The following is a 22,535-nucleotide window of genomic DNA, read 5'->3' as shown; positions in this document are numbered from 1 at the left end:
TCGAAGACGCAGGTACTGTTCACCCGGATCAGATGCGTATTCCGTTCCTCTATTTTGAAGAGGGAGATCAATCCTTGGATGCTCAGGACAGGCTTGATCAACGGTTCCATTCCCAGGGACCGAACGTCCTCAACCGATGGGCTCATGGCGACTTAATCACGGTTCGCATGCTTGGACTTTTCCACCCAGAATTCTGCTCTATCGCTTATCGAAACTCAGAGCTATGGGAGCAGGAACTTTCCAATCTCCAGGTCGCAGACTATGACCGCGAAGATGGGGTTGAGGGGTATGCCTGGATGATGCGTTACACAAAAGCCTTTCTCGACTTCTATTTGAAGCAGGACTCTGAGGCCGGTGCTTTTCTGAAGAGACCGCCAGCCACAAATGGCGTTCCAAAGCACACCATGTCCATCAAGTTCAAGCAGGCCGTCCCCGTCGGAAGCACAGCTTCCTAAGAACAAGGGTCAGCAGGTACGTCCTCATAAAACGCCGTTTTGGGAAGCTGGAAGATTAACGAAACCACCACTAGGTCCGGCTGCCACTAGAGGTTTCGTCTTTGAAGAGCGGGACGAGCTTCTCCGCAGGCTTCTTCGAGCTAAAATCTAGCTGCTTTTGTTCGTGGCCTTCAGGATGCTGCTCACGCCATAGTTGCAGAAGGAGCGGCGGCACAACCGAAAGAACCGCCTTTGTGCGGTGGATTTTGGCGTGACAGCCAGGGCAAAGAGAAAGCATCAGGTTCATGACCGACTTGCCGGGTACCCGGTGGTGAACGATGATCGACCGCTTGTCGCGACCGGAGGCATCACACACGCGGCATCGGTAGCCGTCACGTTCTAAAACAGCTTCACGCAACCCACCAAAATACTCCTCATCCTGCCGCTTCAGCGTGTAGCAGGTTGAGCACAGGCCCAAGGCCAGGACCTTCGGATTCCCACACGGACAATGCATCACCCTTTGAACGAGGCGTGTCACTTCCCCGCCCTTTCAGCTTTTGCCTTTGCCCGTCCGATGTAGCGGTAAACCGTCGTCCGATCTAATTTGAACTCACGTGCCAGAGCGGCTTTGCTTTCTCCCTCGCCCAGGCGACGGGTCAGCTCAGCCGCCCGATCCGGTGTCAGCAGACGCTTGCGGCCTTTGTAGACCCCATCCCGCTTTGCAAGCTCGATTCCCTCTCGCTGGCGTTCCCGGCTCCACGCCACTTCGAACTCCGCGAACGAGCCCATCATATTAAGGAGCAGCGTTGCCATCGGCGAGTCGTCGCCGGTCAGCGTCAGGTTCTCTTTAATGAAGCGGACGCCGATCTTGCGCGAAGTCAGCTCCCCAACCGTCTTTCGGAGATCCACGAGATTGCGGCCGAGGCGATCCATCGAGTGACAAACAACTGTGTCGCCTTCCCGAACGAACTTCATCAGGGCTTCGAGTTGCGGGCGTTGAATGTTCTTGCCCGAGGCTTTATCCAGGAACACGCGATCCAGTGTCAGCCCTTCGAGCTGCCGACTCTCGTTCTGTTCGAAGCTGCTCACCCGCACGTACCCCACCGTCTGTCCCTTCGGCGGGTGATGTGTCGCAATAGGCTTTACTACCTTCGGCATTCCCTGTAGCATAAACCAGAAAATAACCCTATGCCACGGTATTTCCGTGGGGTCCTGCAACGTGGCGATACGGTATACCCAATTGCAATACCTCAGTCGATCCCTCTTCACTGTTCCCTTGGAACCATTACGCTACGGGGCTACGGCGCGTCGAATGTGGCGAGCAACAGGTATCATAAGAACTGAATACCACCAATGGTGGAGGACGACACGCGACAGCGATATCGCTGTCGCTGAGTGAGACAAATGTCTAAGCACCCCGCCGCAGGATTGGGACGAAAACGGCCATTGCTGAACGTTCCGATTGGTCATCTACATCTCGACCCCGACAATCCACGCCTCCCTGAAGAGGTCCAGGGAAAGCCTGAGGATGTTCTGCTTCAGCACCTCTTCAGCCATTTCGACCTCGATGAGATTGCAACTCCGATGGGCCAGAATGGCTACTTTGACGAGGAACCGTTGGTCGCGATCCCGCAAGGTGATCTAGCACGGTTAGCGCCTTCAGCAGGACAGCCCCCGAGCAAGGAATACATAGCCTTTATTCAACATCCGAATACCCGTTTCACTGTTGTTGAAGGAAACAGGAGACTGGCGACGGCGCGTATTCTGAGAGATCAGGTCACTAGGCAAAAACTGCGGATTCGTACCTGGCCAGAGATCAGCGCGAAAGTGCGTGAAGACCTCGACGAACTCCCGGTGATCATCTATCCCACTAGGAAAGAGGTCCTTCCCTATCTTGGTGTTCGCCACATCACTGGCAATAAGAAGTGGGATAGCTACGCCAAGGCTCGATATATATCGGCGATGCTCGACGAGGACTATACGATCGAGGACATCGAGCGCGAGGTGGGAGACCGGTCCCAAGGAGTTCTAAAGAACGCTATTTCTTATAAAGTTCTTGAGCAGGCGCGGCTCGAACTCGACCTCGACATATCTAGAGCTAAAGAAGATTTCTCGTACATGCTGTTGGCCATAGGCCAACGGAATGTGAAGCTGTTCCTCGGTTGGTCAAAGCCAACTCCCCGCTCAGACGATCGCAAGATTCTGCCTCTCAGCGAAGTTCCACTAGATCACCCGATCCCCGACACTCATTTATCAAACCTGCAGGATTTCCTTTCGTGGATTTATGGTGAGGGATCTAAGACCTTACCGGTTATTAAGGAATCTCGTGACATCACCAACTATCTCTCTCATGTAGTGGCCAGTCCCAGCGCAATTGCATACCTGAGGAAGACCCGTGACCTCCGTGAGGCTTATGAATTGACGGATGGCGAAGAGTCGATGATCCGGAGCCTTTTGGGTACTGCAAACACAAAGCTAGAAAAAGCTTTGGGTGTTGCGCATCGCCACAAGACAGCCGATGTGATCGCGGAAGCGGAGAAGTGCGCAGCAACGGCGTCCCAGGTCTACAAAACGGTGAAGGAGTGATCGATGCTGTCATTGGACGATGCAGATGACTCTTCTCGGGTGGCAGATTGGGTCGAATTAGAGCTAAGTCTCGGAGAGGCCTCTTTTTCACGATCGAGAGTGACCTCCATTGTCCGAGATTCAAGCGGGACTGAACCAGGCGAGGCCTTCGTATCGGATGTCTGGAGGCATCTTCGTGCGCGGCACCAGATGTATGTCTTGAAGTTCTTTGAATTTGAAGGTGATCTTGTCGCACGAAACGATCTCGTCACTGACGCTCGACTGGAGTATGAAGTTTGCCTGCTGTTTTCTCTATATGGGGCCTCAAATCAGACTGGCAGCAAGCCCAAGCTTTTCGAGCGAATGACCGCAGAGGCAATCAGCCAGCATATTGGCGGTCCTTTCTTTGTCTTTGGCTGGCCAGTTCTCGATGATGTTGAGACCGCGATTGCAGAACGCGTCAAACAAGTAGCTGATCTGTTGCGGGAACGGTTTGCTGAAGCTCCATCTGCTCGGTACAAGGACCGCGGTGTCGACATCATATGTTGGAAGCCGTTTGCGGAGCCTGATTTCGACGGCCGCCGCTCAGGACAACTAGTCGTCTTGTCTCAGTGTGCAGCCGGCCATGACTGGCGAAAGAAGACAAGGGAGTTGCCTATGAGTTCGTGGAGGCAATACATCCACTGGGCAAACGATCCAGTACCCGCGTTCGCAGTGCCGTGCGTGATCTTAGACGATCTATGGCACGACATCAATCGCGAGGTGGAAGGTCTAGTCTTTGATCGAGTCCGACTGATCAACCATTTATCGGTCGGGGTGCAGGAGGCTGAACTCCGTGAAGCTTTAGAGGAGTGGCGATCTGAACAGGCAGAGGAACACCGAGCCTAGAGAAACGGTTCCACCATGGAAGTTTGTAGACTTCAACCAAGAATCAATACCGTGCCGAGAACGCCGCGAGTTCTGGAGCCTCTTGTATTAAAACATTGAGTTCAGAAGTCAAGGCTTGTGTGAAATCACTCCTAAAGTGAATGTCACTTACTCCCATCGGTGACTCACCACGAATGGCAGGAACGTCAACTGCTTTAAAAAACCGCAAGCTATCGGTTGTCAACTGCACATCGAACTTGGCAGCTAAAGCAGTGTGCAGGGTGGCACCGAGGGTCGCCGCGAGTTGCTCCTGTAGCCTGAAGATCTGTTCCGGCTCGGAGGACAATCGTTCCTCCAAATCCTCGATTAAATCCCCCAGAGAAGTGCCGCTATTTACTTGTTCGACAAAAAGCGACGCAAAGATCCCAATGGTGTCAGCGGGAGGATTGGTCTGCTCAAAAGAGAGAACATGACTTCGGTGGTGACTGGATGTTGTTTTGACATCCAGCCGAAGCCTCTCCCCTACGAAGTCGAACCTGGCCTCCTCTGTCAATCTCCACAAACGGATCGCCGACAACGGATTGACGCTCTGCCAGATAATAAAGATCTCCCCGAAGAGACCATCTAGAGAGCGCTTGGGGGCCCTCAGCAGCTTCTGGAACAAAGAGGCAATGCGGTTGACCGATGCCCAGAGATCATCTGACGTCGGATTGTCACCTAGCAAGCTCACGAGCGTCGCGCAAATCGAGAAGAAGAATCGAATCGTTTCGTCGTCGGAGACGGGACATTGAATGATGCTAAGTCGCGTGGACGTGGGCTCTTGACCGGAAGTCTGTAATGAACAGCGCAAGCCGAAATAAGCCTCCACTGCTTGAAGCTTGATGGCAGGGAGATTGACCTTGTGGGCGCCGGCAACGAGCAACGCACCGCGGCCCCTGCCATCTTTTCCGACCATGAACGAAGTGAAACCCTCAACGGGCGCGACCGAGAAAGTGGCGATCGGCAGGCCCGGTTCATCAGGCGATTCTAACGCTTGAAACAGGGCAAGCAAGTTCATGCTAGCCCCCCGCCTGCACAAGCCAGCCCTTAGCAAGTCTTGCTGGTATCCAGGTCGCGAGAACCCGTACGTCCGATGCAACACGAAGTCTTATGCCATCGTTCTCTTGAAAGAGATCCAGTTGATGAATCTGTACGGTGACAATATCAGGAAAGCAGACGGACTGATCACCTCTGTAGATGCTGCCCCTCACAGCCGGAGGATTCACCGGGTACGCACCTTGATAGAGGTTTGTTACCTCCCCTTCTTCGTTCACGCCACGCGTTCTTCGCTCTCCGGGGCTCATGAGCACCACTCGGCAAAGCTCCTCAGGATTCTCCTCTAGTGCCTTATCGATTTGGAGGAGCATTCCAGTAAACTCCTGTGAGTCTATGGAGTTGACCACGCGATATAGAGTCAACAAATCCTCCAAGACCTGTTTCAGCGAAAATGCTGGACTCACTCTGTGCCTCTGTACAGCGGTCCTTCGTGGATCACCTTCCATATCGGAGAACGTTCCAAGCTTGCTAATGAACGCATCGACAATTTGGCGGTTCTCTTGAAGGACAGTTTCAACCGCGAGCACTACTTCAGGCGCAAACCATTTGTCGGCTAGTTCGCCACGCATGTATGGAAGGGCCAATACACTTTGACGACACGGCCTTAGATCACGATCGAGGATGAACGCGCGCTTCCATTGTCCAAGATCTCGTCCCTGTTCTTGGAACTTCTTCAACTGCTGCCGAATATCTTCCTCATGCTCAACATATGCGTCGAAGGCATCGATGGTGGCCTGCCCCAAGTAGACGCGGCAAAAACCTATGTACGATCGCTTATAGCCAAAAAAACGGGCTCGTTGCTGAACGGTATCTGCATTCCCTACCCCCTTACCTCGGGGCATATACGTGACCGTCAGACCTTCGACCGTGAAGCCCCGGTCCATGGCTTGGCCACCGACAAGGATCCAGCCGTAAGACTGCCCCCAATCAATCCGCGGGGTAGCTCCACCTGAGGCGTTTACCTGCTCATATTGAGTTTGCCGCATGGCTCGCTTAAGGTGCCCCTGAATGGTGTCGAAGCTTCCAAGTGCGTCCCCGGCTGTCGCCTTTAGATCGTCATAGACAGCTCTAAATTCCTCTATGAGTTCGCGTCGCTCAGGATCAGAGTCAGCTAAACCCAGTACCCTTTTCCAGCGTTCAAAGGCATTCTTCACCCAGATAAAGAACTCTTGATGCTGCACGGTCAATTGAGAAGGATGAACCAACATCGATCGATTTCCAGTTCCGCCATTCGTCTCTAGACCGGCCGCCACACCCAACAGGAAGATACGCAAAGCGTCGAGTAGGCTCTCAGGAGGACCGTTCAGCGGGTTATCCCTTGAAGGGATATCTTGAGGGGGTATCAATCTCACATAATGCTTCTCATCGTCGAAAAAGTCCTTTCCTCCAACGTAAGCCGCACCCGGATTTATGACTCGTACAAAAGTTGGCGAGAGGGCGTCGATTAAGCTGATCAAGAGCGGGGCCTGGGGCGTCGCGGTGTATTGCAGGTAGGTGTGGTTCGGCAGAGCGGCTTTGAGCTGCATCAATGACGCGTACGTTGAACTCTCCGATGCTTTCGAAACGTTCGTGTTCAGACTTGCCTGGTCCGCTTCGTCGTCGATAATCAGCGTTGGAACGCCATCGGTCCCAACCTTTCTCAAGAGTGTCGTAAGACTTGCAAGCCGCTGGTGGTGTTTCAAGACAGTAATCAGGACCGTCTTGCGGCTGAATGCCGGGATGTCTCCTTCCTTCCACTCTTCGAGAACGTTTCGAATCTTTTGCCTGTTAGCATCGCTGTCATCCGGGTTTGTGAGTTGAAGCCAGCGTCGAGATCTTGAGGCGTCATCCAAGCCGAGATCGCGCCGCAAGCGATCAGTAGATTGATTGAGCAACGGATTCGAGGTACCAGCAACAACGATCACAACCTGGTATGCATTGTCCCTAGCAAGAGCGGTTACGGCTTCAAATGACATCGTTTTGCCGCTCTGGACATACCCAATCACCAAGCCTGTTTCAGAACCAATGGGTTCTGTAGACGGCACTGCTTTGCGCAAAATTGCTATGCAATCACTCCGCACAGAGTCGCGGCTGTCAGCTGGAACTATCCGGTCGAAGAAGTCCATGGTTTCTGGGCCGATCACAACCGTAGAGCCATTTTCCGAGGGGTCTCCCAAAGTAACAAAGCTGTTGCTCGCCACGCCTTCTCCTTAAATTTCTGACAGCACTTCCGAGAGAATCTCGTTGAGATTCCGTCTCACAGTTCCTGCGCCTTTAACACCCGCCTCGCGCGCGGTGACCTCGGCTAAGGCTAAAGCGGCGCCCATACGCAGAAAGGCCTCCACGTCCTCGCTATCGCCCTGTGCGTAGCGCACCATGAAGGGATGAATGATTGACATCTGAATCTGCAACTCTCGTGGACCGCCTGGGCTTCGAACGCCGTTCCTGACAACGAGCCATTGGCTCTCGGCTGCGTCGTCACTGACCTCAACGACGATGCACCACTCCTCATCGCGAAACTTTAGGTTGAACTTGCGTTGTGCAAGCGGTTTAGCCACTTCGTCGATTACTGGACCCGTTTCGGTAGGTGGTTCGCCTGCCACCTGAGGAAGAACCGATTCGAGCCGCGATTCCATCGCGGCGGCGGTGTTGGTTACTGCATGCTGGGCGCTCCTGAGAAGTTGTTGCTTGGATTCGCGCACTCGATAATTTTCCGCCTGCTTGAGAAGCGGCAGTTCGTCACTATCCAGATGCTCTCTGAGTAAATCGAGGAACGGCTCTTCATTCTCGTCCCATCGGAAACCGTCCTTCGTGTGACTTACGTCAAACCCATGAAGGTTCAGTTCCCCAAAGAGCCTCTGATAGCGATAGCTGTTTGAATTTCCAAACACCTGGTGGGGTCGGTAGCCTTCGTCGCCGCTTCCCTCAATCACTCGATTACGACGAAACAACGCGAAACCGGCTTTCGCGACATTGGCGGTCGCCCTAAGCGCGGCAAATCCGTCCACACGCATGCCGTGGCCGAGATCAAATTGAATCTGTTTTCGCCAAAGAAGGGGCTCCCCATTCTTTTCCTTATAGGAAGGCGCTTGGAGAACTTTCGGCTCCTCGTATCGGAGCGTTTCTCCGTTAAAGCAAAGCTCCAACTCACCATTGCGTAAAAAGACTCTGTAGATGTCGGCCAGGTGTTCTTTGAGCTTTCCAACTGTTCGTCCAACGGGCATCTGGAAGACGTCGTCCAAAACTATTTCCGTATAGTGCCGCTCCGGACGTTCAGGTATTTGTTTGATCGTCAATTCGGAAATATCATCACGCACTATCGTAGCGATGTCGAACGCTACGGTCTTTGCTACGGATTCTCCGAGCGCTGAAGTCCTGACGCTCCATCGTGGTGCAAACCAACACGCAGCGCTCTTCATCCCCATTCCAAACTCAGAGAGGCCACTGCGATCGTCTGGTATGGCAGCCGGTCGGAAAGCTCGACTGTACGCTACGGCTGCAATACCTGCACCGTTGTCCCGTACACGAATTTGGGGGTGATTGGGATGAGGATCTAAATCGATTGAGACTTTGAGTCGAACACTGCTCCCGTCCACCTGCTCAATCGCTGTGCGGTTCGAGAGGAAGCTCTGAACAGAATTGTCGACGAATTCTCCAAGCGCATACCAAGGTTTGTAGTTGAGATATCGAAGGATTCCTAAGACGCTGACCCCGGGCCGTATGTCTACTTTGTCTTCGATCACAGCCCCCTATGCGTGAAGCACTGCCCTTTCAGAGGTCGCCTGCATCAATGCTCCAATCATCTGTTCAACAACGTGGGAATTCACTGCATTGCCGAGCGCCTTATAAGCGCGCCCCTGAGCACTAGGTAGGTGTTTCAAAGATCCTAGACTTTGCAGACGAGCACACTCGCGCGTGGTCATATAACGCTTCTCCCAACCGATCACAGGGACTTGAGTGGTCGTGAAAGCGACTAAAGAAGGCGCGCTCGTTGCCCTCTTGATCCGAACACCGGAAGCGCGAAACTGAATCACATGTTTCCAGAGGTTCCGTACCTCGCCCTTGCAATTCCACTCAAATTTTTGAAGGCTTGGAGAGTACTCGAGGATCTTTGGAAGCCATGGGTCTACCCACTTTTTGTTCGTGCGATAGAACTCACGATTCTGACGAATGAAGTCGACCTTCCATTTTGGAAACACTTGAACTTCTTCAAGTGCATAGGAGGGTAAAGCAGCCAAAATCGCCTCTTCGTTTAGGCCCGACAAGAGTTGGCCATGAGAGCCTTTGAACGACCTCAGCTTCCGCCATGAAGTAGAGAAAGGAGTAGTTTCCTCGAACGGATAGGTAGCTCCAAACTCCATTGTCCAAATTGGAAACGAGGGCAGTTCCCTGTCCTTAGGAGAGGCATCTAGGAACTGCTGCCAGACCTTCAGATTTTCTAAATGATGTAGGGGGACTGGACGCGCTTCCTTTGGAGCCGAATCCAAAATTGACTGTAACGACACCGGCACCGGCGCAGAAGGTCTCGGGGATTGAAAGGCGACGATGGGAGACCGCGAACCTACGATAAAGATTCGCTCACGAATCTGCGGCACTCCAAAGTGGTGTGGAGATAGATAAGCGTAATCAGTTGCATATCCAGCCGCCTCTAGTTCCTTGCGGAGGAATGTAAAGGTAGAGCCGTTCGCATGCTTGCCGAGGTTCGGTACGTTCTCCAAAATGAAGAACTGCGGCTTGCGGTACTTCAAGATCTTGATTACATAATCGAGGAGATCGCCCCACTTCGGGCATTCTCGTCCAGGCTGTGCACCTGCCTTTGAAAAGGGTTGGCATGGTGAACCCGCGCATAGTATGTCGTGTTGGGGAATGGACGAAAGCTTGACGTCGCGGATATCGCCCTTCGGTTGCACTCCGAAGTTCTTCTCATATAAATCCCGCAGTTCTGGGTCGAGTTCGCTCGCAAACACGCATTCGTGGCCTGCGTTGGCCATGGCTACATGAAAGCCCCCTAGCCCCGCGAATAAATCAATAAAGCGCATTATGCGGTCTCATATCCTGATGAAACGTGAAAACTTTCGCACCAAAAGATGTGCGTATCAGAGGATATCGCAGAGGACATCTATGCCGCAGCGGAAAGCCGTTCTTTGGCATAACGTTCAGCACTAGGCCAGTCGGGGGATACATAAAGGCTTGCCGTGTGGCTATCTGCCGTTTCATTCACGATGAAGAACGAACTCACGCGCGGAACTGCACGTGGATCTTCGAGGGCCTGATCGACAAGTTCGTCCCAAAGGAAGGCGCCTGCTTCATCGTTTACATCCTCGGAATCATTGAGCTTTGGCAGCCCTGCCGAGTCATAAGTTTCCTCTGGCCTGAGAGCAGCCCAAAGATGCTCCCGTGCTTCTTCGTTCATATTGTCGAACGCTTCGCGTGCGTACGCTTCATCGTAAGACTTCAGCACTTCGATTCGAGTCCCCGCGACCGTTTCTTCGAAGAAAATGTCCTGCTTCGGCATGATCTTTTCCCTCCGCCTACTTCTTCCCGAGCTCTTCGAGCACCATCTTCACTTGCGCCCATGTCGAAGATTTCTGCCATGAGGCGATCGGACAATCCGTCCCGTTGAAGTAGAACGCCATAGCGGCCTCAGCTGCTGGCTTCCAATTGGGGTTCTTCAACAAGCGTTCGATTCGAGGATCTTCCCGGAGCGTGCTTTCGGTCAGCTTCATGGACGAAAGCTAGCACAGAGGAAGAGAGAGAGCAAGAGAGAGAGAAAGCAAGAGAGAGAGAAAGCAAGAGAGAGGCTATCGCGCCAAGACTTTTGGAACTTCCTCCCATCGCGTAGTCCACCGAGGTGACCTATACTCCGCCCTAAGCTTCCAGAGGGCATCCTTAGGGCCAGCTCCAAGAATCCTGACGGTACCCCGTCCAAGTGTTGCGTTGAGCTTGTCCATGGTTCTCCAGACCCGTTCCCGACGCTCCCGGTCCAGTTCTCCCCACAGTGCCGGCTGCCGGACTGACTCCGGCAGCAGTTCTGTAATCATCACGCCACACTTCGCGTAGCGGAAGCCATCCCGCCAAAGCCGCTGGCCCAGGTGCACGGACAGGGCGACGACCTCCCCGGTGTCGTTTGTCGTTTCTGCAAAGCGAGCCGACGCCCCATTCGAGTAGAACGGATCGTTGTTGAAGGTGTTCGTGTGCATGAAGACGAAGATGTTCTCTGCCGCCACCTTGTAGCGGCGCATCTTCTCCGCCGCTCGCGTGGCGTAGCTTGCGATCGCTTCCCTCATCTGCTGCCAGGATGTCACCGGCGCCCCGAAGCTGCGTGTCACGGCGATTCCCTTCCTTGGGAGGCTTTCCTTCCTTCGGCCACTCGTAGAAAAACGAGGCGGGAATCAGGCAGCGCCGTTTCTTGAAAGGTTCACGCCACGTCGGAGCTTTGGTGATCGTTTCCGATCTCGCGTTGATCGTCGAGAGACCTTTGACGTCGTTCAGATCCTTTGTGAAGAACGGCACTAGGCCCCAGCGGGCCAGAGTCATTTCCCGCTCACCCGTCTCGCGACTCTGCCGAATGATGGGCTGATGAGTTGTCGGCGCGATGTTGTAGTCGGCATCAGGCATTGGCAGCTCAGCCGGTGAAGGCTTCGCGCGAAAGTGTTCCGCGATCTTCTGTTTGTCGCTGCGACGACCGTAACGTCCACACATCAGCTCCACCTTAGCTTCAAGGTACCTAGCGGTGGGTTTCCGTGTATACGGTCCAGCGTTTCAGAGTGTTAGCGTTTTAGTTGTCTAGCGCTTCAAAGCCCTGATCGATCAAGCCGGTTAATAGGAAGCATCTCTGATGCAGGTCGGGCGAGGTATTCGGGTTAGCTGCCCCGCTGGCCTCCGCCACTGGTGTGAGCAGGAGAACGCTCTGCAGGCTGCACATCGATGCGAGCGAACGCTTCCTCTGTATCGGGGTTCCAGAAAACATGCAGTGTACTAGGAGCTACGTCCACACTCTCTCCGGCGGCCCCAGTCTTCGCCACCCCATTCAAGGGTGTAAGCGAGGCATCCCTTCACCACGCGAAACTGTTCGCGGATCTCGGGATGCTAATGCCGCCCGGTCATTCCACCGTTCGGTCGAAGGTACAAGTCCAGCACGAGACGCTTCCCTGCCCTCTCGTCCGTCGCATTCGAATGCACGGACGAGGGCTTCAGCGCGGCGAAGAAGACGCTGAAAGGATTAACGGGATGGCCGGAAAGCAGGCCCTCCTGAAAGCTGAGTAGATGATAAGATTCCGCGCAATATGCGAACTCTCACCGTCAAGAGCATCGTTCTTGCGTCGATACTGCTCTCTCTCCTTCCGGTTTTCTTCTATGCGGCATGGTTTCACCCTTTGCCCGTAGGGCAGACGCCCACGGAATGGGGAGCTTTCGCCAGCTACGTGAGCGGGTTGGCATCGCCCCTGCTGTCCATCGTCAGTCTGGGTTTAGTTGCGCACATCGCCATTAACATCCAGCAAGCGACCCAATCGAAGCAGGAACATTACGAGAAGACGAAGCGCCTGTTCGAGATGCACCGCGAATGGACCGATCCCCTCTACGAGGCCCGGACCGACGCAAACATGTTGTTGCTGAAGTTCCCGTACGAGACCGCGGTAGGCATCGAGATGAGGCATCCGGAAGAGTCCAAATCGCTCTGGCGCGTCGTGGGCTTCTTCCAGGCGATGGAGTTTGCCGTCTCGAAGGAGCTCATTGATGAAAGAGAGGCCGTGGATCTGTTCGGTCAGATATTCATCTGGTGGCAGGTCGTCGGCATCAAGGGCGATTACCCGAGTGAGTGGGACAGTTTTATGCGCATCACGAGTTTCAGGAACCGCGTGAACGGGCTGATGGAGCCCACCACGCTCGCAAATTGGGTCAAGTATGCCGACGACGACCTGAAAGCAAGGCAAGCCGCCGGCGGCTCCAAGGGATAACTGATCAGAACGGTGCGATGCGGACGCTCACCCCTATGGTGCGGCCGTTCATGGTTGAAGATCTGCCGGAAGCGATCAAACTTCTTCTGCTGTAGCCGTAAAGTCAGAGCCGGTGGCTTCGTTGTGTCTTCCTTGAGCGTGCGGTGCATGCGCTCGTGACGACCATTCTGCTGTGGCCTGCCTGGCTGAATGCGCTCGTGCACGATACCCAGCTTCGTCCAGCTGATCGACAGTTTCGATAGGCCCAGAAGCCCATTTCCGGCGAACGGAGCACCGTTGTCAGTACGGATCCTGGCAGGCATTCCGTACTCATTCATAGCGGCTTCGCAGACCGCGGCAACCTGACTTAGGTCCATGCGCAAGACTGTCTGGCAGCGGATGAGATAGCGGCTGTAAGCGTCGGTGATGGTGAAAGGATCGCAGCGTGCGCCGTCGCCCGTACTGAAGTAGCCCTTGAAATCCATACACCACAGCTGGTTCGCTGCCGTGACCGTGGAGAAGGGTTCAGAGTACAGCGTGGTGCGCCGCTTCTTCTGCTTTGGGTTCGTGAGACCGGCCCTGCTGAGTATGTTGCCAAAGGTGCTGGCTGCTGGCCAGATGACTTTTGGCTGCAGCGTTTCCAATCTCGCCTTGAGCTTCCGGGCTCCCCAGCTCGGGTGCTTATTCCGCAGTGCCAGGATCGCGTTCTCAACAACTTCCGACGTCGCATGAGAGCACCCGTGCGGCTTACGACTTAGATCGAGTAGTCCTTCAGGCCCGACCTCCTTGTAGCGGTTGATCCATCGATACCCAGTCGGTCGAGAGACTCCAAACTCACGGCAAAGGTCCGACAGCGACATCTCCTCCTTTTGGTAACTCGACAGGAACTGCAGGCGCTGATCCACGATACGACTCTCTTTCCAAGGCATACCGCATCATCGTGCGCCGACCAAAGCTCAGGAACCATGAGGGTTCGCGCGTGCTGCACCACATGTCTTTGGTCTGTTTTGTAACGCAAGTGCTAAGTACGCTCAGAGGCTCCGCCTCTCGCGCGCGCAAGGGGCACCTTCATCTTCCGCGCTGCGCTTGTGCAGACCAGCCGGTGGCTGCCCTTCGGGGAAGGAATCCGCCCCTTGCACTTGCTACCTCCGCAGGCGTGGGCCTGGGCCAAGGCGTGTTTGAGAACAAACACAGCCAATCCACTCCAGAGCGAGTTCCCACCCATGCAGAAGCCAGCCAGCAAAAAGACCTCCGCCCCCAAGCTCAACATCTACGAGACCGTCACCGCCCGCATCCTCGCCTCTCTCAAGGCCGGCGTCGTTCCATGGTCCAAGCCTTGGCAGGGCAACAGCAAAGGCACAGCATTCCCGTCCAACTACCGCACCGGCGCACCCTACCGCGGCATCAACGTGCTTCTGCTTTGGGGCTCGCCATATGCCTCCAACTCCTGGCTGACCTTCAAGCAGGCGCAGGAGCTGGGAGGCACGGTGCGCAAAGGGGAGAAAGGCACGCCGATCGTCTTCTGGAAGAAGCTTGCGAAGCAAACGACGGAAGGCGCACCTGCGCCAGTGGCCCCCGGCAGCGAAGACGCAGAAGAACGCGACCGCTTCCTGTGCCGCACGTACACCGTGTTCAACGTCGAGCAATGCAACGGACTCGCCCTGGCAGAGCCCCACATCGATCGCCCCGTGATCGACACCGACGATCTGTGCGAAAGCATCGTCACGGGCTGGGAAGGCCGCCCAACCTTGCATCTGGACGATGAGCACGAAGGCCGCGCCTTCTACCGCCCGAGCACCGACGCGGTACACCTGCCAGCACGGAACCGCTTTGTGGACACGCCACACTACTACGCAACCCTGTTCCACGAGCTGATTCACAGCACCGGCCATGAAAGCCGTCTTGCCCGGACCTTTGGCGCGCACTTTGGGGACGATCAGTACAGCAAAGAAGAGCTGATCGCGGAGACTGGAGCCGCGTTCCTGGCGACGATCGCGGGCATCAGCAGCGAAGACACAGAACGGAACACTGCAGCCTACATCCAGAACTGGATCAAAGCTTTGGAAGGAGATAGCCGCCTGATGATTACGGCCGCTGCTGCCGCCCAGAAAGCGGTAGATTGCATCCTTGGAACGCGCTTCGAAGACGAGCAAAGCGAGCGCACCGGGGATATGGCCAAGGATGCAGAAGTTGCTGACTCCCTCGCGGAGGCACGCACGCAGGCAGCGTGATCAGCCATCGTCCGAAACAAAGCATGCATGCATGGCCAGGGCTTTGTCCTGGCCGTTTCTTTTGTGGTCCGCAAAGAGAGGATCACGCGCCAGCGGGCGCGCAGGGCCTGTCTCCTGCCCTGCACCGACCCTTCCCTTCCCTCTGTTCGCATGCCCCACATGCTGGGGCCGATCTGACGATTCGCTTTCTGAAAGGTCGGTACACGTCACACCGGCTCGGCCCAGCCTTGATGCCGAACTAGGCGGCAGCGCGTAACGTCTTCTTCGCAGCCTTCTTCTGAGCAGCCCAACGTTTGCGCTGTGCTTCTGCAATGCGCGCTCGCCCTTCCTCACTCATCGTGCTCTTCTTGCGTGCGGGCTGCGTGCTGGCCTTCTTCGCGACACCCTTGCTCTGGGTCGTTCCGCCTGTCTTCCGTGCTGTTGACGCAAGCGCCTTGCGGGCTTCTTTGAGAGCTGCTATCGCCTGGTCGATTGTAGAAAGTAGATTTGTCTTTGCCATAGGAGCTTAGAGTAACCCATGCCGAGCAGCCAGACGTGCATAGGCCTTAGGCACTCTGGGCCTTTAACAACCACGGAACGGAATTCTTGAAGGAGCGTACACACTCATGGCACGTGGCCGTGACATAGCAGAGGAACGCAGCGTCCTGCGAAGGTTGAAGGACCTCCCCGCAAGAGAAGCTGAAGCTGCAGTCAGGCGTGCCCTGGAGGACCGCTCAGCTTCCATCGTGGAACGGGCCGCGGAGGTGGCTGCGCACCATGACCTGAAGCAGTTGACCCCAGTTGTGGTCGAAGCGTTCGAGCGCCTTCTGGCAGCCGGCAAAGAAAGTGACCCACAGTGCGCCGGGAAGCTCGCCTTGGCACGAGCTTTGGCCGCATTCGAGTATCAGGATCCGGCACCTTTTCTGGCCGGCATACGGCATGTGCAGCTTGAGGGGTGGTACCCCTTGACCGATACAGCCGCGGGGCTGCGAGGTTGCTGCGCACTTGCACTCGTACAGACCGAGCTCAACGATTTCGAAGTACTGAAGCACATGGTTCAGCTTCTACAAGACCGCGAGCCGGTGGTGCGGACTGCTGCGGCACAAGCCATCGCTAAGGTCGGTACCGAGGCGAGCAGCCTGCTGCTGCGTCTTCGCGCGCAATCGGGCTCCCGTGAGCCTGAGGTGGTTGGCGCCTGCTATGAGGGCGTGCTGAAGATCGAGGGAACCTCCGCACTCGAGTGGGTTCAACAGTTCATGCAGGTCGAAGACGAGCTGGGGATGGAAGCCGCGATGGCGATTTCCGCAACACACACAGTCGAGGGGTTCCGCATGCTCAAAGAGCGCTACAAATTCCAGAAGCTTTCAGAATCCGAAGAGCACTCTGAATCACTCGAGGATCCATGGTTCAGGAAAGGACTGCTTTCGGCCATCGCGCTGACTCGTCGGCAGGAGGCGACCACGTGGCTCTTCGAGTTGGTCGAGCAGAGTCCGCGCGAAGCAGCGTTGGCGCAAGCCGCGCTATGCCTTTCAGCACCCTCAGCTGACACCCTCGCTCGACTTGAGCAGCTTGGTCGTCCCTGCTCGCGATGAGTAGACAGGAGGGCAAGTGAATCAGGCAGTGGAGCCGCTGGCAAGACATGGCGCCAGTGGTAAGCCGGCCTTCAGGCACACTCCACAAGCCGCGTGCATTCTCAGCAATCAGGAAACCCCTGACATCATCGCCCAGGGCAAAGGCTGCCATAGACCGTTCATGCGCGCTAACACTACCCAGGTCCAATTCCCACATAGGCCGCCGCAGTACATGCCGATTTGGGTCATGGCCAGAGTATGCGCCTTGTTGAAGTACACCGCTGTAAAACTGTGCATGCCCGCGGCGCCATCGAACTCCTGTGGCGTGGGCGGCGCTTGCATGACGGTGTCTCGGGGTGGCACGAAGCCTGAGACACGCTTTGTGTACCGCTCCTGACCTTTTTCATCAAGCAACCGGACCGGCAGCTTCAAGTGAAACTTCGATGCGTCGAGGCCGTATCGTTCATGACATCTTCTGTCAAAGTCGGCCAGGACTTCCGCGAATTCTGCCTGCTGTGCCTGAGGCGGCTGAATTGCCTCGTGAGGGTTCATCCCGCCGCTGGTCGCACAAGGAGTGTCAAGAGGCTGTGCCTTGGTTGTTTCCTCCAGCAGCCAAAATGATCGCGGAGCATCGCCCCACTCGATCTCACGGCCGGGTAAAAGTTCCGAGTAGATCTCGTAAGAGTCTGCTGCAAGGTCCGGAGGCATCGGTACCGGGTCTGAAGGCAGTGGAGCAGTGGTCTTCTGCTGGGCCGCGCCCGTCGCAAGTAGGAAGGCGAACGCGAAGCCGATGGCCCAACGAGTCAGAACTCCCAGAGCATCCCCAATCCGCATGCCGCGAATAATAGCAGGATGGGTGATCCTTGCTCTACGGTCGCTTGGAAGACCCCAAAGTCGGCTTCTCGGCAGCTTCAGTCCTGACACTTTCGATGATGCCGTCTTTGTGCATGACCAGTCGCGCAGCTTGAATCAAATGCAAGTGAACACTGGGGTAGTCGTGATGTAGAGCCCCTTGTTTAGCTTAGCATCTTGAGTTCTAGTGCAAGAGTCCTGGTGGGACAGAGCTTCGAAGACCGGTTCTGCCTCCGTCGACGGGCTTTACAGCAGTTGCAGCGACAGCGATCAGACGGTTTCTAGAAAAGCGAGAAGATGCTGGAAGTAGAATGCCTGATCATCCCACATGCAAAGATGGCTACCATTCTCACATATTATTGAACTGGCGTTCCCCATCAGGGTCGCCATTTTTTTCATGTCCTCCGGATCCATCTCATCATAGCGTGCCCCTATCGTGAGTGTTCTTACTTTGATCTCAGGAAGCCGATCCCATCGCTCCCAGTTTCTTAGGTTCCCTGTAACGAGAAACTCGCTCTTGCCTTGCATTTGGAGGTAGATCCTCTCGTTCGCATGCCGGAAGGCCCGCGTAACTGGTTCCGGCCACGGCTTGGTGCGACAGATCATTTGAGGATAAAGATCTTCAGTCATGATCTGCTGGTACTCGGGCGAGTCATAAGCACCCTTTGACTCTAGCATCCTCAGTCTTGCAAGTATGTCTGGTGCGAGTCTGAGCTTCCACTGCGCAGTACGCCTCAAGTATGCAGTAATTCCAGCGGTCATATTGGAGATGACGAGACCGCGCAGATGTCTTGGATGATTCAACGCGTATTCCATCGCAAGTATCCCGCCCCAGGAGTGGCCATAAAGCACAAGATCTTCCAGCCCTAAGCCTCGACGGACCTCTTCGACCTCTTCAAGATAGCGCGGAAGGGTCCACAATGAAGGATCGTCAGGTTGATCGGAATTGTTGCAACCTAGTTGGTCGTAGTAGTACATCTCGATGCCAGCCTGTGGAAGGAACGACTCCATGGCTTCTAAGTACTCGTGACTGAAGCCAGGTCCTCCATGCAGTAGCAATACCTTCACACTGCCACTGCCGATTCGTTTCGTCCACACTTTGTACTTTCCGTTCGCCACCGGCACCATGCGAATCCCAGCAGTAAGAATGTGCGGGGGATTAAGATTATCTTGCGAGCGTGTCTCGACCGTCGTTTGGGTAGTGTTGGATATAGCATCTGCGAAGTTGTTGGACGCCGCAGCAATCGATGCGACCCCTGCTCTCAGAAATCTACGACGATCCATCTTGCTCCTTTTACGTTCTAGTGCGGGGCACCCCCGACTATACGTGAGGTATCATTGCCGGCGGCGCAGATGGCGTGGCCGGAGTTATCACTTGCCTATTTGAAACGCGACGGCGCCGTTTGGTTACAAGCTTCGGCTGATTGCGCGGAATAGTGGCATAACTCTTGAGTAACCCGCTTTGAAAATCGATAAACGCGAGGCTGAGAGCAGTCCTCGGACATGAGGAAGCGAGAACTGCTTCTTGCATTCGCTAACGGGTCACTCAGCAGACGGGTTGGGACATAATGTTCAGAATGTCGGCTGTTCTATCGAGAAGGCCGATGATCGGTGTGTAGCTGCTCTGGACGAGGTGAAGCTCGTTGTTGAGGGTAGCGACGCCGATGATCTGCTCGCCTTCCGTCCCGATAAGCGTTGCCGGGCCCCACACAGCCGTAACGCGCAGTTGGTTTCGTTCTGCGGGAAAGGGGACAGCACCAAGGTTAGAAACCATCATGTGGGCGGCGATGACGGATTCGATGAAGCCGCCCACCTGCGCGGGCTCAGCAGGTGGAGCAGTTAGGTCTGCCACTGCCTTAAATACCTGCTCGACGACATGTGGGATCTTGGCTGGTTCCAGATCCCGAACAGCTTGCCGCGCGACGCTCCAGAACCCCTCGACTCCTTCAATCGGGTAGGTTCCGATGGGAAAGATGATCGAGAGCATGCATTCGTCATTGATTTGCAGCATGGGACGAAGGTTTACGGGGGACATAACGCGAGGCGGTGTACGTTTCCACTGTTCTGATAGTTCACTGCCGGCAAGCGTCAAAGCGGCGACAAGTGTCCCGTGCAGTGTTGTTCCTTCAGCGCGACTTCTTGCTCGAAGCGATTCTGTAAGAATGCCAGGGAGCTTCTTAGATTGGACGGAGATGCGATGGATCGCCGTATTCACGACACTTCTCGATGGCCATGATGGCAATGCCGAAGCAGCGGCTTCTCTTGGAATCTCCACAAGTGGCTTTAGCAGTTTTTCTTGGGATGGCAAAAGAGGCAATGGCTCAAGCTCGCCACCTGCTAGCGCCTTCAGCAGATCACCGAGAGCGTAGATTCCGGCGAGCCCGTCCGCGATGGAATGGTGGAACACCAGTACGACCGTAGTTGTCCCCTCCGGCTGACGAAGCAGTCGTGCGCGAACCAAGGGAGCATTCACGAATGAGAATGGTACTGCAAGTTCATCGGCGACATGCTGTTCCCAGTTGCGCTCATCGCGCCTATCAACGACATGTAGCGGGATCTTGGCACAGGCACCTTCTTCGAAGCGAACATCCCCGTTGTCGTCCCGAACTATACGCGTCCTCATCAAGGGATGCCTAGACTGTAACTGGTCAAGCGCGCTCCGCCACTGTTTGATAGTCGTTACACCCTGTATTTCTGCGGCAAGAACGAAATGCTTTGGAACCCACTGGTCTGCAAGGTAAAAGAAACGCTCGCCGGCGCCTAAGGGACGGCCGTTATGATGCTGCATGATGTCTCCTTCTGCCGCCAATGGTTGATCATTCCCCAGTGGCTTTGCATTAGAGACACTGCCGTGCGAAAAGTTACGCGCCAGCACTGTCGGGCGCTTAGACCATACGAAAGGCGAAGGATGAGGACGCACCTCAACCATGATTCAACCCTTCAACGGAAGAAACATCTCAACCTTTCGAAACGAGAAATGCTAACGGCAGCGACTTCGCGCCAGCTCGACATTTCACAAACACGAGGCGAGTGTAAGCTCATATCTATAAATGGTTTAGGTCCTACAATGACACTTCTGTACAGTGGACCTTTCTTGCCGTCGGCGGATCGTTATTGCGTTCCCACTGACGGTAGTTCGTTCCACCGTGTCGTCCACTGGTAGAACGAAACTCTATCTGGAACGTCCATGTAGCGTCCTTTGGGCCAGCGCTCAGGATGCAGTGTTTTCCAAACACGCTCCCTCCGTTCACGGTCTATGTCTCCCCACAGCGCTGGTCGCCGTATAGCCTAGTGCAGAAGCTTCGTGATCATCACTCCCGCCTTTGCGTAGCGGAAGCCAACTCGCCATAACCGCTCTCTTGAGCGAACAGCTAGGGCTACTATTTCTCAAGTGTCATTCGTTGTCTTGGCAGACCGTTCGAACGGGCGACGGCGCAGCCGTCATTCTTGGATAGAACGATGGGCACGCTGACGCGTGCAGATGCCGAAACCAAGCGTCCTTAAGGGTTCTGCCCGATCGCGCGGCGCAATTGGTCTCCCAAGCCTCTTCCGCGCTGCGCTTATGCAGTTGCACCGGGAATCTGACTAGTTGGCGAAACAGGGTACTTCAGCGGTGTAGATGCCTCGTTTAAGCATGGGGGTTCGGAGCAATTCGTGCTCTGCAAGTCACACCCAACCTGCACCATTGACGGCATTCGGCCGTCGCAGGTTTTGCGCGCCGGCAACGATCTGCCGTTTGTAAGTTGCAAAGAAAGATGGAGAGGATCGCCCTCCCCATCTTACCCGGTCGCTTGCCGTAGAACCACTACTCCTTCTCGAGCACCTGGGCGTCGAACTTGCCCTCGCTTACGAGGAAAACAGTGCAAGGCTCCTTGGATACACACTTCGTCCAGTGAGGTTCGCCGCCCTTCTGATACCAGTACGATCCAGGGCCGAGCTTCACAGCATCGGTCTCCCCCACCCGCGGGTTTTGAATCGTGCCCTTGATAACCACCGCATAGTAATCAAACGTGTGAGTGTGCTCGAGGCTTGACCAGTTAGCGGGGAAGTACAAGAACGTTCCGTGATGCCCGTTCTGCACATCTCCATACGCCGGTCCGATAAGGATCTCACCACCGTGTTGCACGATGCCCGTCTTAACGCGTGGAATTTTCTCATCGGGAATCTGTACCGAACTACCGGTGTTAACTCCATCATGCTTCGCGACGTCCTGCGCGTTGGCTTGATGGGAAAAACAGCAAAATCCAGCCAGGAATATGCTGCATAAAACAAAACGTTGCACCTGCATCGCCATGATCTCCTATCCGCAAACAACAATGAATTGCGTTTCCTGTTAGAGGATGGATTCATTATCGGTGCCTTATTCGTAGCGTCAATCAGGCACTTTGAAGGAACTAGCGCGTGACGTCTTGTTCACAAACAGCTCTTCCTCTAGCTTCTTGCGTCATAAGCCGCATTCGATACGAGGACAGCCGAATGATTCGCCTCTACCCACTGCTTCAAGATCAAAAGTGTTGGGATCAGGTTCTTCACCATCTCGGTTAGCTGGTACTCCACGGCGATGGGCTTCTCGCGAACAGTGTGTCGTAAAACCAATCCATCGCGCTCCAAGCGGCGAAGTGTTTGCGTCAGCATTTTCTGCGTGATCCCTTGAATGTCTCGCCGCAGTTGCCCAAAACGCACAGGTCGATCTTTCAAACGAATCAAAACCAGCATGGTCCATCGTTCGCCGAGGCGTTCCAGGAGGCCACGAGAGGGACAGCTGATTCCGAACACATCCGGTGGGGCGGGATTGTTCAGTTTGTTCGCACTGCTTGGAGCATCCGCCATACCATTCATCCTTTTGACTACAACACCCTTGGATGTGGCCACAGCGAGCTTGGATTCTCGTTGCTGGATGACGGGGGGACGTCTCCTACCTGGTTGCGCCGCGTGGTGTCCTTCACTACCCACCTCAGTAGGCCGTCTCCGCCCGCAACGCCCACCCACAAGTTCTGAGCGCGCACTCGCACACTTAAAGAAGCC

The 22,535-nt window shown here is 55.1% G+C and carries 20 protein-coding genes and 2 pseudogenes; 6 read left to right on the top strand and 16 right to left on the bottom strand.

All coding sequences use genetic code 11. From position 1 onward, the window contains the following. Nucleotides 1-32 precede the first annotated feature (32 nt). On the top strand, nucleotides 33-455 hold the full coding sequence (locus D1Y84_RS14350; RefSeq protein ID WP_124849301.1) for a hypothetical protein: 423 nt from the start codon (nucleotides 33-35) through the stop codon (nucleotides 453-455). A gap of 70 nt (nucleotides 456-525) precedes the next feature. Here D1Y84_RS14350 and D1Y84_RS14345 read toward each other — a convergent pair whose 3' ends face one another. Together D1Y84_RS14345 and D1Y84_RS14340 are read right to left on the bottom strand one after the other, a co-directional pair. Beyond that, the gene (locus tag D1Y84_RS14345; protein WP_124849300.1) at nucleotides 526-912 is read right to left on the bottom strand and encodes an HNH endonuclease signature motif containing protein; all 387 of its coding nucleotides are present in this window, start codon (nucleotides 910-912) and stop codon (nucleotides 526-528) included. 56 nt (nucleotides 913-968) lie between these two features. Next, nucleotides 969-1,592, bottom strand: coding sequence for a recombinase family protein (locus tag D1Y84_RS14340; RefSeq protein ID WP_233581429.1), 624 nt, complete (start codon nucleotides 1,590-1,592; stop codon nucleotides 969-971). A 246-nt stretch (nucleotides 1,593-1,838) separates the two neighbouring features. On the opposite strand from D1Y84_RS14340, the gene D1Y84_RS14335 reads away from it, so the two are divergent. Continuing rightward, nucleotides 1,839-3,020, top strand: coding sequence for a hypothetical protein (locus tag D1Y84_RS14335; RefSeq protein WP_124849298.1), 1,182 nt, complete (start codon nucleotides 1,839-1,841; stop codon nucleotides 3,018-3,020). Between the two features lie 198 nt (nucleotides 3,021-3,218). Beyond that, nucleotides 3,219-3,887 (top strand): hypothetical protein, encoded by a 669-nt coding sequence (locus tag D1Y84_RS14330; protein ID WP_158615497.1) that lies wholly within the window; start codon nucleotides 3,219-3,221, stop codon nucleotides 3,885-3,887. A 43-nt stretch (nucleotides 3,888-3,930) separates the two neighbouring features. On the opposite strand, the gene D1Y84_RS14325 is transcribed toward D1Y84_RS14330, so the two are convergent. The 8 genes and pseudogenes from D1Y84_RS14325 to D1Y84_RS14290 form a co-directional block, all read right to left on the bottom strand. Then, nucleotides 3,931-4,923, bottom strand: coding sequence for a PD-(D/E)XK motif protein (locus D1Y84_RS14325; protein WP_124849296.1), 993 nt, complete (start codon nucleotides 4,921-4,923; stop codon nucleotides 3,931-3,933). Nucleotide 4,924: 1 nt separating this feature from the next. After that, on the bottom strand, nucleotides 4,925-7,141 hold the full coding sequence (locus tag D1Y84_RS14320) for a Z1 domain-containing protein (RefSeq protein ID WP_124849295.1): 2,217 nt from the start codon (nucleotides 7,139-7,141) through the stop codon (nucleotides 4,925-4,927). 9 nt (nucleotides 7,142-7,150) lie between these two features. Then, nucleotides 7,151-8,683 (bottom strand): ATP-binding protein, encoded by a 1,533-nt coding sequence (locus D1Y84_RS14315; protein WP_124849294.1) that lies wholly within the window; start codon nucleotides 8,681-8,683, stop codon nucleotides 7,151-7,153. A gap of 6 nt (nucleotides 8,684-8,689) precedes the next feature. Beyond that, nucleotides 8,690-9,979 (bottom strand): DNA cytosine methyltransferase, encoded by a 1,290-nt coding sequence (locus tag D1Y84_RS14310; RefSeq protein WP_124849293.1) that lies wholly within the window; start codon nucleotides 9,977-9,979, stop codon nucleotides 8,690-8,692. Nucleotides 9,980-10,059: 80 nt separating this feature from the next. Continuing rightward, complete coding sequence (locus D1Y84_RS14305; RefSeq protein ID WP_124849292.1) at nucleotides 10,060-10,455, bottom strand: hypothetical protein; 396 nt, start codon at nucleotides 10,453-10,455, stop codon at nucleotides 10,060-10,062. 16 nt (nucleotides 10,456-10,471) lie between these two features. Further along, complete coding sequence (locus D1Y84_RS14300; RefSeq protein ID WP_124849291.1) at nucleotides 10,472-10,666, bottom strand: hypothetical protein; 195 nt, start codon at nucleotides 10,664-10,666, stop codon at nucleotides 10,472-10,474. A gap of 75 nt (nucleotides 10,667-10,741) precedes the next feature. Next, entirely contained in the window at nucleotides 10,742-11,275 is a 534-nt protein-coding gene (locus D1Y84_RS17980) for a DUF4113 domain-containing protein (RefSeq protein WP_255424384.1), read from the bottom strand. 28 nt (nucleotides 11,276-11,303) lie between these two features. Then, a pseudogene (locus D1Y84_RS14290) lies at nucleotides 11,304-11,642 on the bottom strand (SOS response-associated peptidase); the annotation flags it as partial. A 584-nt stretch (nucleotides 11,643-12,226) separates the two neighbouring features. Between D1Y84_RS14290 and D1Y84_RS14285 the strand changes: the two are divergent. Continuing rightward, on the top strand, nucleotides 12,227-12,898 hold the full coding sequence (locus D1Y84_RS14285; RefSeq protein WP_124849290.1) for a hypothetical protein: 672 nt from the start codon (nucleotides 12,227-12,229) through the stop codon (nucleotides 12,896-12,898). Between the two features lie 47 nt (nucleotides 12,899-12,945). Here D1Y84_RS14285 and D1Y84_RS14280 read toward each other — a convergent pair. Next, nucleotides 12,946-13,806: pseudogene (locus D1Y84_RS14280) on the bottom strand (helix-turn-helix domain-containing protein); the annotation flags it as partial. 249 nt (nucleotides 13,807-14,055) lie between these two features. Here D1Y84_RS14280 and D1Y84_RS14275 point away from each other — a divergent pair. Then, nucleotides 14,056-15,108, top strand: coding sequence for an ArdC family protein (locus D1Y84_RS14275; RefSeq protein ID WP_124849289.1), 1,053 nt, complete (start codon nucleotides 14,056-14,058; stop codon nucleotides 15,106-15,108). A 605-nt stretch (nucleotides 15,109-15,713) separates the two neighbouring features. Next, nucleotides 15,714-16,679 (top strand): hypothetical protein, encoded by a 966-nt coding sequence (locus D1Y84_RS14265; RefSeq protein ID WP_124849287.1) that lies wholly within the window; start codon nucleotides 15,714-15,716, stop codon nucleotides 16,677-16,679. A 108-nt stretch (nucleotides 16,680-16,787) separates the two neighbouring features. Here D1Y84_RS14265 and D1Y84_RS14260 read toward each other — a convergent pair whose 3' ends face one another. The 5 genes from D1Y84_RS14260 to D1Y84_RS14240 all read right to left on the bottom strand — a co-directional run bounded on the left by D1Y84_RS14260 (nucleotide 16,788) and on the right by D1Y84_RS14240 (nucleotide 22,340). Next, complete coding sequence (locus tag D1Y84_RS14260; RefSeq protein WP_124849286.1) at nucleotides 16,788-17,492, bottom strand: hypothetical protein; 705 nt, start codon at nucleotides 17,490-17,492, stop codon at nucleotides 16,788-16,790. A 288-nt stretch (nucleotides 17,493-17,780) separates the two neighbouring features. Next, complete coding sequence (locus tag D1Y84_RS14255) at nucleotides 17,781-18,794, bottom strand: proline iminopeptidase-family hydrolase (protein ID WP_124849285.1); 1,014 nt, start codon at nucleotides 18,792-18,794, stop codon at nucleotides 17,781-17,783. Nucleotides 18,795-19,056: 262 nt separating this feature from the next. After that, nucleotides 19,057-20,298 carry a condensation domain-containing protein gene (locus D1Y84_RS14250; protein WP_158615495.1) on the bottom strand — a complete coding sequence of 414 codons (1,242 nt, stop codon included), beginning with the start codon at nucleotides 20,296-20,298 and terminating at the stop codon, nucleotides 19,057-19,059. Nucleotides 20,299-21,315: 1,017 nt separating this feature from the next. Then, a complete protein-coding gene (locus D1Y84_RS14245) occupies nucleotides 21,316-21,804 on the bottom strand; it encodes a DUF4437 domain-containing protein (RefSeq protein WP_124849283.1) in 489 nt (162 codons plus the stop codon). Between the two features lie 137 nt (nucleotides 21,805-21,941). After that, complete coding sequence (locus D1Y84_RS14240) at nucleotides 21,942-22,340, bottom strand: helix-turn-helix domain-containing protein (RefSeq protein ID WP_124849282.1); 399 nt, start codon at nucleotides 22,338-22,340, stop codon at nucleotides 21,942-21,944. Nucleotides 22,341-22,535 lie beyond the last annotated feature (195 nt).

This window comes from Acidipila sp. EB88 (assembly GCF_003858395.1).
Classification (GTDB): Bacteria; Acidobacteriota; Terriglobia; order Terriglobales; family Acidobacteriaceae; genus EB88.
This window is presented reverse-complemented; position numbering and strand designations above follow the sequence as displayed.